Origin of the sequence: Acidihalobacter aeolianus (genome assembly GCF_001753165.1) — a bacterium.
Taxonomy (GTDB): Bacteria; Pseudomonadota; Gammaproteobacteria; order DSM-5130; family Acidihalobacteraceae; genus Acidihalobacter; species Acidihalobacter aeolianus.
The window spans coordinates 2,617,729-2,632,584 of record NZ_CP017448.1; the positions used below are offsets into that span (position 1 = coordinate 2,617,729).

Genomic DNA, 14,856 nt, shown 5'->3' on the forward strand with positions numbered 1-14,856 from the left:
CCAAATACACGACGGGCAACCCGAGTAGCGCTATTTCAACCGCACCTCGTAGGACCGAGTTGCTTATCTTGTCCCGCGATATTGCCGCTCGCTTATGTAGCCGGGCAACGGCACTCACCACACTTTGCGAACCATACGAAGCGGCTCCAACAATGTCCGCTCAGCCGCATGAACAGGCCCTAGGATAGCACGCGACCCAACCTCCGAATGATACGCCCCACACTCAGGCAAGCGCAGCGCACGCCGCATTTTTCAATGCGCCAGGGGCACCGCCTGGATCTCCTTGCCGACGGCAACCACTTCTTTCCAGCGATGCTCGCAGCCATCGACTCGGCTCGCCATTACGTGTTGATGGAAATGTACCTGTTCGAATCAGGCAGACTGGCCGACCGCTTCATCGCTGCACTGATCGATGCAGCGGACCGAGGCGTCCAGGTTCACCTGCTGCTGGACGATTTCGGCTCGCTGAAACTGCAGGCGCACGACCGAGTCAGGTTGCGTACCGGGGGCGTGATCCTGGCCCTCTACAACCCCCTGCGACTCGGACGATTGTCCGCCAACCTGCATCGGGATCATCGCAAGCTGCTGCTGATCGACGGACGGGTCGCATTCACCGGCGGCAGCGGCATCACCGACGACTTCGACCCGTCGATCCGCACGCGACGCTGGTGGCACGACCTTATGCTGCGTATTGAGGGTCCGGTGGTACACGACTGGCAGCGTCTGTTCGAACGCACCTGGCGCCAATCCAGCGATGCCGCTCTGCCAGCACTGCCGACCAAACTGCCGGAACCGGCGGGACCGCATGCCACGAGGCTGGTGGTCAACGACGGCCGCCGCCGCGAAATCCAGCGGCACCTGGTCCGGCGGCTGTCCGATGCGCAACAGCGAATTGCGATCAGCGTGGCCTATTTCGTCCCACCCCCGCGTATCCGGGCGACCCTGCGCCGGGCCGCGCGGCGCGGCGTCAAGGTCGACCTAATCCTGCCCGGTCGGCACACCGATCACCAGTCGGCACGCTATGCCGGACGTCGTTTCTACACCCAGTTGCTGCGCGCCGGTGTGCGTATCCACGAGTACACGCCCCGCTTCTCACACGTGAAGCTGATGATCTGCGACGACTGGGTCAGCCTGGGCTCAGCCAACCTCGACCACTGGACGCTGCGCTGGAATCTCGAGGCCAACCTGGAATTCGAGGACACGGATTTCGCCGCCACGGCGCTAGCCCAATTCACGGCAGATCTGGCTCAGGCCCGCGAGGTCGACCTGCCAACGTGGATGGCGCGCGGACACAGGGCCCGCGCACGCGAATGGTTCTGGAGCCTGATCAGCAGCTGGCTGGTGCGCTGGGAGGCGATACGGCCGCCGCGCGCGCCGGTGCGCCGCGGCTGACACGGAGCCTGCTCAGGCCTTGCGCCCGCGCGCGGCGGCGATGCGCAGGCGCAGCGCGTTGAGCTTGATGAAGCCCGCCGCATCCTTCTGGTCGTAGGCGCCGGCGTCGTCCTCGAAGGTCGCGATGCTGGCGTCGAACAGGCTGTCGTCGGACTTGCGCCCGGCCACGCTGATGCCGCCCTTGTAGAGCTTCAGACGCACCACGCCGTTCACCGACGTCTGCGAGGCGTCGATCATGGCCTGCAGCATGCGCCGCTCGGGGCTCCACCAGTAGCCGTTGTAGATGAGGCTGGCATAGCGCGGCATCAGCTCGTCCTTGAGATGCGCTGCCTCGCGGTCCAGGGTGATGGACTCGATCGCACGGTGCGCCTTCATCAGGATGGTGCCGCCGGGCGTCTCGTAGCAGCCGCGCGACTTCATGCCGACGTAGCGGTTCTCGACGATGTCGAGCCGGCCGATGCCGTTGGCGCCGCCGAGCGCGTTCAGTTTGGCCAACACCGCGGCGGGGCTCATGGCCTCGCCGTCGATGGCCACCACATCGCCGCACGCAAAGGTGAGTTCGACGTAGGTCGGTGCGTCCGGCGCCTGCTCGGGCGAGACGCTCCAACGCCACATGGATTCCTCGGCCTCGGCCCAAGGATCCTCCAGGATGCCGCCTTCGTAGGAGATGTGCAGCAGGTTGGCATCCATCGAGTACGGGGACGTGTGGCCATGGCGCTCGATCGGAATGCCGTGCTGCTCGGCGTAGGCCAGCAGCCGCTCGCGCGAGGTGAGATCCCACTCGCGCCAGGGCGCGATCACCTGAATCCCCGGCTTGAGGGCATAGGCACCCAGCTCGAAGCGCACCTGATCGTTGCCCTTGCCGGTGGCGCCGTGGGAAACGGCATCGGCGCCGGTCTGGTTGGCGATCTCCACTAGGCGCTTGGCGATCAGCGGGCGCGCGATGGAGGTGCCGAGCAGGTACTCGCCCTCGTAGATCGCGTTGGCACGGAACATGGGGAACACGAAGTCGCGCACGAACTCCTCGCGCAGATCCTCGATGTAGATCTCCTTGACGCCCAGCTTCTGCGCCTTGGCGCGCGCCGGCTCAACCTCTTCACCCTGTCCCAGGTCGGCGGTGAAGGTCACCACCTCGCAGCCGTAGGTCTCCTGCAGCCACTTGAGGATCACCGAGGTATCGAGGCCGCCCGAATAGGCGAGCACGACCTTGTTCACGTCTGCCATGATGCTTTGCTCCGCGTTGATGCCCGCCGGTTGCCGGCGGCGACAGGGGCGCGATTATAACGCAGCGCCCCCTAGCGGATAAGCACGACCGTGGTACGCCGGTTAAGTGCCCGGTCTCGCGATGTGCGATTGCTGGCCACCGGACGGTATTCGCCCTGCGACGCGATCGAAATGGCCTGCGTCACCCCATGCTCGCGCAGGAAGTGCTCCACCGCCGCCGCGCGGCGCAAACCGAGGGCATAGTTGGAGGAGGCGCTGCCGACGTTGTCGGTATTGCCGATGGCTCGCACGATACGCACGGGGCCGCCGAATATGCGCAGATACTCGGCCAGACGCGCAAGGCGCGCGCGTCCCCGAGCACTAGGCTTGTCGCTGCCGGTAGCGAAATGCACCAGGGTCTTCTCGTAGTCGGCGAACGTCACCGGCTTGAGTTTGCCCACGCAGGTCTGCAGACGCACCAGCGCCGACCTGAAGCGCAGCGAGGAGATTTGCGCACGCACTCTGGCCTGGTCGCCGATGGTGTAGTCCAGCGTGGCGAAATGTCCGTTGCGCAAAGCAAACATCACCTCGCGCGCAGGCATCTCGCCGAAGCGGATCAAACCGTTGCGCGTATCGTTGCCGCTCTCCAGGGCATCCGCAGGCAGCGACTGGCCAGGCTGCCAGGGAGCCGGTTGCAGGCGCAGGCGAACGCGCTGCCCCTGGTATAGACCCTTGCGCACATTCGCTTCGAATATCAGCCTACCATCAGCGCGCTGAATTAGGTTGACCTGGCCGAATTCAGGTATCGACTGTTCCAGGCGGCATTCGAACGGTCCCGAATGCAGGCGCCACTTAACATCGGCCATAGCTGCCGAAAAAGCCAACAGCGGCTGCGCGTGGCTCGTCCCGACCAACATCAGCAAGGCCGCGAAGGCTATCCAGCGTTGCAAGTACATGACAAGGCGGCTCCACTCCCGAACGTCGAGTGTATCGGCCTGCTCGGACGGACCTTTAATCTGCGCCTCCAGACAGGTGCAACCGCTCCTCAACCCCATTGTCAAAAAAATGGCAAAATGTATGCGATTGACGATGCAAGACCCATCCGATATGACGGACCCACTCATCCCACGACGGATGAACTACTACACAAGCGAGGCCAAGCAACATGTCCAACGCTGCTAGAACACTGCAAGAAGCTGCATCCGGAGTCGAACTCACCCCCGAACAACTGGCCGGTCTGGGCAAGGTCGGGGATACAGCCAATCAGGTTACCGAACTGCTCGGGATGTCGCAGACCGTGCTCGCCGACCTGCGCGACGACATCGACGTCGACGCGATCGCCGACCGGCTCGGCCCGGAGATGGAGGCACTGATCCAGACTCTCCGCGAGATCATGCGACTGGTAGATGTGGATTCCGTGCAGACGCTGCACGAACGCGTCCATGCCGGCGTGGTGAACATGGAGGAATCTCACGTCATGGAGGCGGCGCCCGAACTCCTCGCCCTAGTAGGCAGCCTGCACGAAAGCGGCCTGCTCAAGCTACTGCCGCCGATCCTGACCCAACTCAAGGGCCTGACAGTAAATATCGATGCGGAGCTGATCGGCGAGCGTCTGGCTGGCATCAACACCTCGCTGTCCTACTGGACGGAAACGGCGCGCGAGGGACTGCGCATCGCCGGCGATCAGATCTCCGAGATGGATCTTCCGGGTCAGGTCGCCAAACTCGAGGACATGGCCGATCAGTGGTGGCACATTGCGCTGCGTGCGAAGAAATTGGCGCAAGGAGATGCTGACACGCTGGGTGAGCGTGTCGAATGGCTGCTGGGCCATGCCGAACGCCTGAGTGTCCAGATCGGCCCGGTGCTCGGAGCCCTGGCGGAGCTAGCACCAGAGGCCGTCAAATCGATCGACTTCTCCACCATCGCGGGCAAGATCACCAGCGGCGCCATCGAGTGGATCGAGATCGGCGTGCAGGCCCAGGCCTTCGTCAAGGGCGACAGCGAATCGCTGGCAGCGCGCGTGCGCGCGATGCTTGAAGGTGCACGCGAAGCCGGCCTGGACCAGATGATTCCGGACCTGATGGGCATGCTCGGCACCGTCAACCGTACCGGATTGCTACGCAAGGTGAACCTACTGCTCGGTACCCTGGAACCGCATATCCCAGCGGATGAGGAGCTCAAGCGCTGGCTGGAGCAGGGTACGGTCCTCGCGCAGCGCTACCAGCCCCAGATCGCCGGTGCATTACCCGCTTTGGACGGGGCCCTCAAAGCGATGGAGGGTACAGAAAACAAGGGCGGCGGTATCTTTGGCCTGCTCGGTATCGTTTTCTCACGCAAAACGCAGTACGTGCTGCGCTTCGTGATCGAATTCGCATACCGCTTCCTGCGCGGCAACAAGTAAGCGGAACATATGCCGGGTGGGGTAATGCCCCACCCGGCTCCCTCAGTAGAACTTTTTATCCATTGATCAGGTCTACAAATGGCCGCCGACTGGCAGTCATTCGGAGATCCGATCATGCTAAAAAAACAAACGCTCACCCTTGCCTTCATCAGCGCAACACTCGCTGCCATGCCTGTGACCCATGCCGGCACTTTCCATGGCGCCCAAGCCAATCCACACCGCGAATACGGCGCAATCTTCCAGATCGACAACGGCGGCAATGGCGCAATCAAGAAAACCCTCAACAACATTGAGAATCTGCTGCATGACCCGCGTCTGAAGGGCCACATCAAAATCGAACTCATCGCCAACAGCAAGGGCTTCGATGTCTATGTAAAGGGCAACGGTTTTCGTCGTAAACTCAAGGAACTGCAGCATCAGGGCGTTATCCTGGCCCAATGTGGCAACACCCTACGGGAACTGCATGTCAATCGACATGACTTGTATCCCTTCATCACCGTGGTGCCATCCGGTGTGGGTGAGATCACGATCCGAGAGAGCGAAGGTTGGGCCTATATCCATCCTGGCGCCCCTCATCATGAGGGCTTCTGATCTGTGCGATGCAGGGTTGTCATAACTGTGTTATTAATTGCGTGTCACCGCTAAAGCATGCGAACTAACGACAACACTAAGGTGCACGCATGAGGATCCTGAGCAAAATCGGCCGGCTACTGCTGGCCCTTGCAACATTTGCCGCTCCGGCACTTGCCATCGCTGCAAAGCCATTGATACTGACCGCCCCACCGCGCGAATCGCCGGAGGCCGCTAAACGGCTGTATGACCCTCTCGCGCAGGAACTTAGTAAGTTGGTAGGAGAACCCGTTGTCTACCAATACCCCGGGCTCTACATGGGAGACTGGGGCACTTACACCCACCGAATGCAAATGGGTGATTTCACCTTTGTATTCGATGGGCCCCAGTTCGTCTCTTGGCGCATGAAATACCTTCATGACATCCCCCTCGTCAGCCTACCGGGGCATCTCGGCTATGTGGTAGTGACGACTAGCGCACAGGTCACTTCGCTCAACGACCTGATCGGCAGCCGAGTCTGCGGAATCGACTCGCCAAACCTGCTGACCATGAGTTTCCTGAGCTTGTACAAGGATCCTCTACAGCAACCCACGCTAGTAGCCATCGACAACGGTGGAATGATGGCCATTTATAAAGCACAAATGGCTGGTAAGTGCGGCACGGCGATTTATCGCGACTCATTTTTCAAAAGGCATCTGAATGATGCCCAGCGTTCCAAGCTAAGGGTGATCTACACCTCGAGCCGCAACATGCCCAATCAAACCCTCACCGCCAGTCCCGACGTTCCCATAGCCGCACGTGCCCGTATCATTGCGGCGCTAACGACACCCCAAGGTGCGCAGGCAGCCACGCCGATATTCAATCGCTTTGCCAAGGGTGCCACTCACTTCATCCCCGCGAATCCAGCGGCTTTCAAAGATCTGTGGAATCTGTTGACGCCGCTCGGATGGGTTTCCGGTTGGGTTCCCAAACCGGACCCTCAACAAGCTCCCTAAAAACCCAATAGAAGATCTGGCCGTCTGAAGTGCTCTACTCGGCCAGATCTGTCCATCTGCCCCCGGTCAAGTTCTCCCAGGGCAGCCGCGTCCATCTCGAATACCGCGAACGGCGTCCCAGCCGCAGCTCACAGGGTCTCATAGTGCCAGAGGTCGGAATCGAGCACCGTGGCCAACCGTTCGTCGTGGGCGACCGGTGGGACGCCGCCGATGGCAAAGCCCACCCGCGCCTTGACCCACTTGCCCTCGGCACGCGTCAGCTTCACCCCGAGTACGGTCTCGACCTTGCCAACATCGACGCGATTGGCGCCCGAGGCGACGATCAGCACCGGCGGGTCGTTGGCCGCATCGCGGAATATCAGCGACTTGGCGATCTGCCCGATCTCGCAGCCGATGGCATCGGCCGCCTCATGGGCAGTACGCGTGGACTCGGGGAAAGTGCGGACGTGACATGCCACCCCGCCGCGCGGCGAGATAGTCTTGCACCCGCTGCGTGCTGGCCGGCAAGTCGCCGCTCATCTCAGCGGCGCTTGGGGATGTACAGGTCCGTGATCGTGCCTTCGGCCGCTTCGGCGGCGAAGTTCAGGGTCTCGGACAGCGTCGGGTGCGGATGCACCGCGAGCGCCAGATCTCCGGCCTCGGCATCCATCTCCAGCGCCAGCACCGCTTCGGCGATCAGCTCGCCGGCGTTGGGGCCGACGATGCCGGCGCCGAGCACGCGATGGGTGTCGGGATCGAACAGGACCTTGGTCAGGCCCTCGTCGCGCCCCAGCGACAACGAGCGCCCACTCGCCGCCCAGGGGAAGGCGCCCTTTTCGTAGGCGATGCCCTGCCCCTTGGCTTCGGTCTCGGTCAGTCCCATCCAGGCGACCTCCGGATCGGTGTAGGCCACCGACGGAATGGTGCGGGCGTCGAAGTGCACCTTCTGCCCGGCGATGACCTCGGCCGCGACCTTGCCCTCGTGCGTGGCCTTGTGCGCCAGCATCGGTTGGCCGACGATGTCGCCGATGGCGAAGATGTGCGGCACGTTGGTTCGCTGCTGGCTGTCGACCGCGATGAAGCCGCGTTCGTCCACCGCCACGCCGGCGGCCTCGGCACCGATCAGCTTGCCGTTGGGCGCGCGTCCGACCGCCACCAGCACGCGGTCGAAGACGTCCTCGGCCGGCGCCTTGTCGCCCTTGAAGCGACACAGCAAGCCTTTCTTGTCCGGCTCGACGGCGGTGACCTGAGTCTGGAGGAAAATGTTCTCGTAACGCGCCTTGATGCGCTTCTCCAGCGGCCGCACGATGTCGCGGTCGGCGCCGGGAATGAGGCCGTCGGCCAGCTCGACCACGGTGACCTTGGCGCCCAGCGCATGGTAGACGGTGGCCATTTCCAGGCCGATGATCCCGCCGCCGATGACCAGCAGGCGCTTGGGCACTTCCTGCAGTTCCAGCGCGTCGGTGGAATCCATCACGCGCGGATCGTCCCAGGGCACGAAAGGCAGCTTGGCGACGCGCGAACCGGCGGCGATGATCGCCTGCTGGAAGCGGATCAGCCGGCTGCCCTCGGCGGTTTCCACGGCCAGCGTGTGCGGCGAGGTGAAGCGGCCCTCGCCGTGCACGATCTGCACCTTGCGCTGCTTGACCAGCTGCGCGAGGCCGCCGGTGAGCTTGCCGATGATGCCGTCCTTGTAGGCGCGGATGGCGTCGAGATCGATCTTCGGCTTGCCGAAGCTCACGCCGTGCTCGGCGAACTCCGCCGCCTCGTTGATCACCTGCGCGGTATGCAGCAGCGCCTTGGAGGGGATGCAGCCGACGTTCAGACACACGCCGCCGATCACCGCATGACGCTCTACCAGCACCACCTTCTTGCCGAGGTCCGCGGCGCGGAACGCGGCGGTGTAGCCGCCGGGGCCGGAGCCGAGCACCAGCACATCGGTCTCGATGTCGGCGTCGCCGGTCTCGACTGCCGGCGCGGGTGCGGCTGTGGGAGCCGCTTCAGGCTTGGCTGGCGCCTGGGCTGCGGGGGCCGGTGCTACGGCGGCCTCCGCTTCGAGGGTGAGGATCGGCGTCCCCTGCGCCACGCGGTCGCCAACCTTGACCATGAGTTCCTTCACCGTACCGCCCTGCGGCGCGGGAATTTCCATGCTCGCCTTGTCGGACTCCAGGGTGATCAGCGAAGCCTCGGGTGCGACCGTATCACCAGGCGCGACGAGCACCTCGATGACCTCGACTTCCTTGAAGTCGCCGATGTCCGGAACGGTGACGGTAATGATCTCTGCCATGGATGACTCCGACAACTAATTGCAGGTTGCTGTGACTCGCTCAGACGAGCCCTGTTGCGACGCCCTATCGTGCCGCATGAAGTAGAGTCGCCGCAGCCTGCTACAACAGCATCCGCCGCGTATCCGACAGCAGCTTGCTCAGAAAGGTGGTGAACCGCGCGCCCAGCGCACCGTCGACGACGCGGTGGTCGTACGACAGCGACAGCGGCAGCATCAGGCGCGGCACGAACTCGCCATCCTCGTAGACCGGCTGCCAGCGCGCGCGCGACACGCCCAGGATGGCGACCTCGGGCGCGTTGACGATGGGCGTGAATGCCGTGCCGCCGAGCCCGCCCAAGCTGGAGATGGAGAAGCAGCCGCCCTGCATGTCCGAGGGTTTGAGCTTCTTCTCGCGAGCGCGCACCGAAACTTCGCCGAGTTCGCGGGCCAGGTCGATCAGGCTCTTGCGGTCGACATCGCGGATCACCGGCACGACCAGGCCGTCGGCGGTGTCCACCGCGATGCCGATGTGAAAGTATTTCTTGAGAATCAGGTTTTCCTGCGTCGAGTCGAGCGAGGCGTTGAAGCGCGGGAATTCGCGCAGCGCCGATACCACCGCCTTCATCAGGAAGGCGAGCAGGGTGAGCTTGACGCCCTTGGCGGCGTACTCCTCGACCATCTGCTTGCGAAAGGATTCGAGATCGGTCACGTCCGCCTCGTCGAACTGGGTGACGTGCGGCACAGTGACCCAGTTGCGGTGCAGGTTCTGCCCGGTCAGCTTGTTGATCTTGGTCAGTGCCTGGGTCTCGACCTCGCCGAACTGGGAGAAATCGATCTCGGGCATGGCAGCAACGCCAAGACCCGAGCCGCCGCGCGTCTGGCTCAGCGCCCGCTTGACATAGTTCTGCACGTCCTCGCGCAGAATACGGCCCTTAGGTCCGCTGCCGCTCACCTCTCCCAGATCGACGCCCAGTTCGCGCGCGAAGCGGCGTATCGCAGGACTGGCATGGGCCTTGCGAAAACGCTGCTCGTTGAGGTGTGCGGTCGGCGAGGGCTTCGTCGCTGCAGCGGGGGCAGGCGCAGGCGCCACAGGCACGGACCTGGATTCGGCAGCGGCCGGAATGGGCGTTGCGGGCGGCGAAGCCTCGGCCGGTGCCGGCGGCGCCTTGGCCGTCGCGGATGTGGCGTCCGCCGGTTCCAGCACCAGGATGGGGGCGCCCTCAGCAACCTGATCACCCACCTTGACCTTCAGCTCGCGCACCACGCCGCCTTCGGGCGCGGGGATTTCCATGCTCGCCTTGTCCGATTCCAGGGTGATCAGCGAGGCATCCGGCGCGATCGTATCGCCCGGTGCCACCAGCACCTCGATCACCTCGACCGACTTGAAGTCGCCGATGTCGGGAACCCGGATCTCCTTGAGTTCTGTCATGCGCTTGCTCCGTTGCTCAGGCGGTCGTCGGATGCGGCTTGGAAGGATCGATGCCGTAAAGTGCGATGGCCTTGCTCACATCGGACGCGGACACCGTACCCTCGTCGGCCAGCGCCTTGAGCGCAGCCACAGCGACATGGTAGCGGTCGACCTCGAAATACTTGCGCAGCTGCGCGCGCGTGTCGCTGCGACCGAAGCCATCCGTACCGAGCACGACATAACGTCCGGGCACCCAGGCGCGGATCTGTTCGGCGTACTGCTTGACGTAGTCCGTGGCCGCGATGAATGGCCCGTTCCGGCCCTTGAGACAACCGGCGACGTAGGGCTCGCGCGGTGCGGCATCCGGGTGCAGTCGATTCCAGCGCTCGGCGGCATCGGCCTCGCGGAACAGCTCGTTGAAGCTGGGCGCGCTCCAGATGTCCGCGGCAACGCCGAAATCCTGCTCCAGCAGTTCGGCGGCGGCGATGACCTCGCGCAGGATCGTGCCGGAGCCAAGCAACTGCACTTTTTTCTTCTTGCGCCCGCCCTGACTGAACAGATACAACCCCTTGACGATGCCTTCCTCGGCACCCTTGGGCATGGCCGGCTGGTGATAGTTCTCGTTCATCACCGTGATGTAGTAGAAAACGTTCTCCTGCTCGTCGTACATCCGGCGCATGCCGTCGCGCACGATCACCGCCAGCTCATAGGCGAAGGTCGGATCGTAGCTGACGCAATTGGGAATGAAACCGGCCATCACATGGCTCTGGCCGTCCTGATGCTGCAGACCCTCTCCAGCCAGCGTGGTCCGGCCGGCTGTGGCGCCCATCAGGAAACCGCGCGCCTGCATGTCGCCGGCAGCCCAAAGGAAATCGCCCACACGCTGGAAGCCGAACATCGAATAGAAGGCGAAGAACGGCACCATGTTGACGCCATGGTTGCTGTAGGCGGTGGCCGCCGCCAGCCAGGAGGATACGGCACCGGCCTCGTTGATCCCTTCTTCCAGGATCTGGCCGGACTGGTCCTCCTTGTAGAACATGATCTGGTCCTTGTCCTCCGGCGTGTAGAGCTGACCGACGGAGGAGTAGATACCGAGCTGGCGGAACATGCCTTCCATGCCGAAGGTACGCGCCTCGTCAGGGATGATGGGCACCACGTTCTTGCCGATCTTCTTGTCGCGGGTCAACGCGGTGAGGATGCGCACGAAGGCCATAGTCGTGGACATTTCTCGTTCACCGCTGTCCTCCAGCAATTGTGCGAAGGCATCAAGATCGGGGACTTCGAGGGGTGCCGCCAACGGCTTGCGCGCCGGCAGGTAGCCGCCAAGCGCCTCGCGCCGCTCACGCAGATAGCGCAGTTCTTCGCTGTCCTCGGCGGGACGGAAGTACTTGCAATTAACCACGTCCTCGTCGGACAGCGGGATGTCGAAACGGTCGCGGAAGGCAAGCAGTTCTTCATCGTGCAGCTTCTTCTGCTGATGGGTACGGTTCTGCCCTTGCCCCGCACGCCCCATGCCATAGCCCTTGACGGTATGCGCCAGGATCACTGTCGGCTGACCGGCGTGCCGAGTCGCAGCCGCATAGGCGGCGTAAACCTTATAAGGATCGTGACCACCGCGATTGAGGCGCCAGATGTCCTCGTCGGACATGGTCGCGACCATGGCCTTGAGTTCCGGATACTTGCCGAAGAAGTGCTCGCGAACGTAGGCGCCGTCCTTGGATTTGTAGTTCTGGTACTCGCCGTCCACGGCCTCCATCATGCGGCGCTGCAGCAGGCCGTCATGATCGCGCGCGAACAGCGGGTCCCAGTAACGCCCCCAAAGTATCTTGATCGCGTTCCAGCCGGCGCCGCGGAACAGCGCCTCGAACTCCTGCACCACCTTGCCGTTGCCGCGCACGGGACCGTCCAGGCGTTGCAGGTTGCAGTTGATGACGAAGATCAGGTTGTCCAGCTTCTCGCGCGCGGCGAGCGAGATGCCGGCCATGCTCTCCGGCTCGTCCATCTCGCCGTCGCCGATGAAGCACCACACCTTGCGGTCCCGCGTATCGGCCAGGCCGCGGTCGCTCAGATACTTCATGAAACGCGCCTGATATACGGCCTGCAGCGGGCCGAGCCCCATGGACACGGTCGGGAACTGCCAGAAGTCGGGCATCGACCAGGGGTGCGGATAGGACGGGATGCCCTTTCCGTCGACCTCCTGGCGGAAGTTGTCGAGCTGCTCTTCGCTCAAACGTCCCTCCAGGAAGGCACGGGCGTAGATGCCGGGCGAGGAATGGCCCTGGAAATAGACCAGATCGCCGCCATGCTCGTGCGTCGGCGCGCGCCAGAAATGATTGAAGCCGACGTCATACATCGTCGCGATCGAAGCAAAGGTTGCGATGTGTCCGCCCAGCTCGGAGCTCTTGCGATTGGCCTTGACCACCATGGCCAGCGCGTTCCAGCGGATCAGCGAGCGGATACGACGCTCCATGGCCGGGTCGCCGGGCAGGATCGTTTCGAGATGCGGCGGGATCGTATTGACGTATGCCGTATTCGCCGAATAAGGCAGATAGGCACCCGAGCGCCGAGCCTTGTCGATCAGCTGCTCAAGCAGGTAGTGCGCGCGTTCCACACCCTCCTGTTCGATCACGGACTCGAGCGCATCGAGCCATTCCTGGGTCTCGAGCGCATCGGCATCCTGCAACTGGAACTGACTATTCATGGCGAACCTCCTGGCTTGGCGCTGAACCCGCCGGGTCCAGCGCAGGCGTGCACGCCCGGCGTCGAAGCGCCGGCCGTGCAACGTATTACGGGTGCCTTCAAGAAGCGGCGCCATCATCATGTTTTTTATTGGGGGGGTCAAGAACCCGCCCTCTGCCCCCCCCCCTAGCGGGAGACATCAAACATTCCCCAGCGACAGCGGGCTAGGGTAAGCTGGCGGACATGCCATACCACTCCCTATTCGTCGCATGAGCGACTACGTACCCATGGGGCAACGCTTCCGAGGGTTCCTGCCCGTGGTCGTCGATGTCGAGACCGGAGGCTTCAACTCCCAAACTGATGCCTTGCTGCAAATCGCGGCGATCACTCTGCGCATGGACGAAATGGGTTATCTCCACCGCGACCAGACGATCAGCCGCCATGTCGTGCCCTTCGAAGGCGCAAACCTCGAACCGGCCTCGCTCGAGGTCAACGGCATCGACCCCTGGCACCCTCTCCGGCTGGCCATTCCAGAGCGCGAAGCGTTACAGGACCTGTTCAAGGAAATCCGGCGCGCGGTCGCCGAGAATGAATGCACCCGCGCGATACTTGTGGGACACAACGCGGCCTTCGATCTCGGTTTCGTGAATGCAGCCGTGGCACGCACGGGCATCAAGCGCAATCCGTTCCACCCTTTCAGCAATTTCGACACCGTCACCCTGGCGGCCATGGCCTACGGCCAAACCGTGCTCGCGCGAGCGATACGCGCCGCCGGATTGGAATGGAATTCCTCTCAGGCGCACAGCGCAACCTACGATGCTGAAATGACCGCAGACCTCTTCTGCGCGATCCTCAACCGCTGGCGAGAAAGCCAGGGGGATATGCCTGGAGACCCGGACTAAACTGCTTGCATACTCTGGTAAAACGCGAACACAGCCATTTGATAATCATTTATTATAAAACCCAATAACAAAATGGTCGAATGGCCATACGCTTGAGGAATGCCAGTTGCCCCCCGATCTCAGCCTGATCATTGTCGACGACATGAGATTTTCCCGTATCGTGCTCGAACAGAGCCTGCAGAAGATCGGCTATTCGGACATACGCCTGGCCACGAGTGGCGAAGAAGCCCTGGCAATGGCAACTGAACGACGCGCCGATGTCGTGTTGGCCGACTGGGTCATGCCTGAAATGAGCGGTCTCGAACTGCTCGGCGCAATCCGCCGCCTGGACGAGCAGCGCCACTGGTATACAGCCGTCCTGCTGTTCACGGCCAAGGGCGGCAACGAAGCGCTGCTCGAAGCATTCCGCCATGGTGTGGACGATTATCTGACCAAGCCGCCCGATCATGATGAACTCGCAGCTCGAATCTACGGTGCCGGACGCATCGCATCGCTGCACAACGCCCTGCTGCAAACCACCGATGCGGTTCAGGCTGCCAATCGCGAACTGCTGGCCGCCAACCAGATCGACACCTTGACCGGATTGGGCAATCGCCGATATCTGGAGTTACGCCTCGAAGCGATGTTGCTGTCCGCGCAGACGCGCAAAAGCGGTGTCTGCCTCGCGCTGGTCGCCATCGACCACTTCAAGCAGGTCAACGAACGCTATAGCTACGACGTCGGCGACGAGATGCTGAACAATGTTGCGCTGAGGCTGCGCAACGCAGTACGCCCCACGGACGTGATCACTCGCCACGGCGAGGACACCTTTGCGATTGCCATGGCCTATCAGGAACCGAGCCACCCGCGGCCGGATCTGTTCGCACGTCTCGTGGAAACCGCCGGCGTACGACCTTATGCCAGCGACATGGGCAACATTGAAATCACCGTGTCGATCGGTGCGCATTGCCATCAGCCTGGAGCGGCAACCGAACCGCTCAGCGACTTCATCGGCACAGCCGAGGAGAATCTCTCGGCAGCCAAGGCTGCCGGGCGCAACGGATACGTCTATCGTTGAAACC

Annotated in this window: 12 protein-coding genes; 6 read left to right on the forward strand and 6 right to left on the reverse strand. The window is 62.9% G+C overall.

What is annotated here, in order from left to right; translation table 11 throughout:
• Positions 1-255: 255 nt before the first annotated feature.
• Complete coding sequence (locus tag BJI67_RS12075; RefSeq protein ID WP_070073234.1) at positions 256-1,392, forward strand: phospholipase D-like domain-containing protein; 1,137 nt, start codon at positions 256-258, stop codon at positions 1,390-1,392.
• A gap of 12 nt (positions 1,393-1,404) precedes the next feature.
• On the opposite strand, the gene BJI67_RS12080 is transcribed toward BJI67_RS12075, so the two are convergent.
• Together BJI67_RS12080 and BJI67_RS12085 are read right to left on the reverse strand one after the other, a co-directional pair.
• A complete protein-coding gene (locus BJI67_RS12080; RefSeq protein WP_070073235.1) occupies positions 1,405-2,616 on the reverse strand; it encodes an argininosuccinate synthase in 1,212 nt (403 codons plus the stop codon).
• A gap of 71 nt (positions 2,617-2,687) precedes the next feature.
• Entirely contained in the window at positions 2,688-3,551 is an 864-nt protein-coding gene (locus BJI67_RS12085; protein WP_070073236.1) for a MotY family protein, read from the reverse strand.
• Positions 3,552-3,760: 209 nt separating this feature from the next.
• Here BJI67_RS12085 and BJI67_RS12090 point away from each other — a divergent pair, with 209 nt between their 5' ends.
• From BJI67_RS12090 to BJI67_RS12100, 3 genes are all read left to right on the forward strand, one after another.
• Positions 3,761-4,996, forward strand: a complete 1,236-nt coding sequence (locus BJI67_RS12090; protein WP_070073237.1) for a hypothetical protein — start codon at positions 3,761-3,763, stop codon at positions 4,994-4,996.
• A gap of 78 nt (positions 4,997-5,074) precedes the next feature.
• Positions 5,075-5,587 (forward strand): DsrE family protein, encoded by a 513-nt coding sequence (locus tag BJI67_RS12095; RefSeq protein WP_197513071.1) that lies wholly within the window; start codon positions 5,075-5,077, stop codon positions 5,585-5,587.
• An 89-nt stretch (positions 5,588-5,676) separates the two neighbouring features.
• A complete protein-coding gene (locus tag BJI67_RS12100) occupies positions 5,677-6,561 on the forward strand; it encodes a PhnD/SsuA/transferrin family substrate-binding protein (RefSeq protein ID WP_070073238.1) in 885 nt (294 codons plus the stop codon).
• 128 nt (positions 6,562-6,689) lie between these two features.
• Here the strand turns inward: BJI67_RS12100 and BJI67_RS12105 are convergent, their stop codons facing one another.
• The 4 genes from BJI67_RS12105 to aceE all read right to left on the reverse strand — a co-directional run bounded on the left by BJI67_RS12105 (position 6,690) and on the right by aceE (position 12,915).
• Positions 6,690-7,019 carry a YbaK/EbsC family protein gene (locus BJI67_RS12105; RefSeq protein ID WP_197513073.1) on the reverse strand — a complete coding sequence of 110 codons (330 nt, stop codon included), beginning with the start codon at positions 7,017-7,019 and terminating at the stop codon, positions 6,690-6,692.
• Between the two features lie 62 nt (positions 7,020-7,081).
• On the reverse strand, positions 7,082-8,827 hold the full coding sequence (gene lpdA, locus BJI67_RS12110) for a dihydrolipoyl dehydrogenase (protein ID WP_070073239.1): 1,746 nt from the start codon (positions 8,825-8,827) through the stop codon (positions 7,082-7,084).
• A 100-nt stretch (positions 8,828-8,927) separates the two neighbouring features.
• On the reverse strand, positions 8,928-10,235 hold the full coding sequence (aceF, locus tag BJI67_RS12115; RefSeq protein WP_070073240.1) for a dihydrolipoyllysine-residue acetyltransferase: 1,308 nt from the start codon (positions 10,233-10,235) through the stop codon (positions 8,928-8,930).
• A gap of 16 nt (positions 10,236-10,251) precedes the next feature.
• Positions 10,252-12,915 (reverse strand): pyruvate dehydrogenase (acetyl-transferring), homodimeric type, encoded by a 2,664-nt coding sequence (gene aceE, locus BJI67_RS12120; protein WP_070074133.1) that lies wholly within the window; start codon positions 12,913-12,915, stop codon positions 10,252-10,254.
• A gap of 226 nt (positions 12,916-13,141) precedes the next feature.
• Here aceE and rnt point away from each other — a divergent pair, with 226 nt between their 5' ends.
• Complete coding sequence (rnt, locus tag BJI67_RS12125) at positions 13,142-13,795, forward strand: ribonuclease T (RefSeq protein ID WP_407922818.1); 654 nt, start codon at positions 13,142-13,144, stop codon at positions 13,793-13,795.
• Between the two features lie 106 nt (positions 13,796-13,901).
• Entirely contained in the window at positions 13,902-14,852 is a 951-nt protein-coding gene (locus BJI67_RS12130; RefSeq protein WP_156782135.1) for a diguanylate cyclase, read from the forward strand.
• The last annotated feature ends 4 nt before the right edge of the window (positions 14,853-14,856 follow it).

Coding starts and splice junctions, on each gene's coding strand:
- BJI67_RS12075 (WP_070073234.1), top strand. CDS start 256: ATGCGCCAGGGGCACCGCCTGGATCTCCTTGCCGACGGCAACCACTTC.
- BJI67_RS12080 (WP_070073235.1), bottom strand. CDS start 2,616: ATGGCAGACGTGAACAAGGTCGTGCTCGCCTATTCGGGCGGCCTCGAT.
- BJI67_RS12085 (WP_070073236.1), bottom strand. CDS start 3,551: ATGTACTTGCAACGCTGGATAGCCTTCGCGGCCTTGCTGATGTTGGTC.
- BJI67_RS12090 (WP_070073237.1), top strand. CDS start 3,761: ATGTCCAACGCTGCTAGAACACTGCAAGAAGCTGCATCCGGAGTCGAA.
- BJI67_RS12095 (WP_197513071.1), top strand. CDS start 5,075: ATGGCCGCCGACTGGCAGTCATTCGGAGATCCGATCATGCTAAAAAAA.
- BJI67_RS12100 (WP_070073238.1), top strand. CDS start 5,677: ATGAGGATCCTGAGCAAAATCGGCCGGCTACTGCTGGCCCTTGCAACA.
- lpdA (WP_070073239.1), bottom strand. CDS start 8,827: ATGGCAGAGATCATTACCGTCACCGTTCCGGACATCGGCGACTTCAAG.
- aceF (WP_070073240.1), bottom strand. CDS start 10,235: ATGACAGAACTCAAGGAGATCCGGGTTCCCGACATCGGCGACTTCAAG.
- aceE (WP_070074133.1), bottom strand. CDS start 12,915: ATGAATAGTCAGTTCCAGTTGCAGGATGCCGATGCGCTCGAGACCCAG.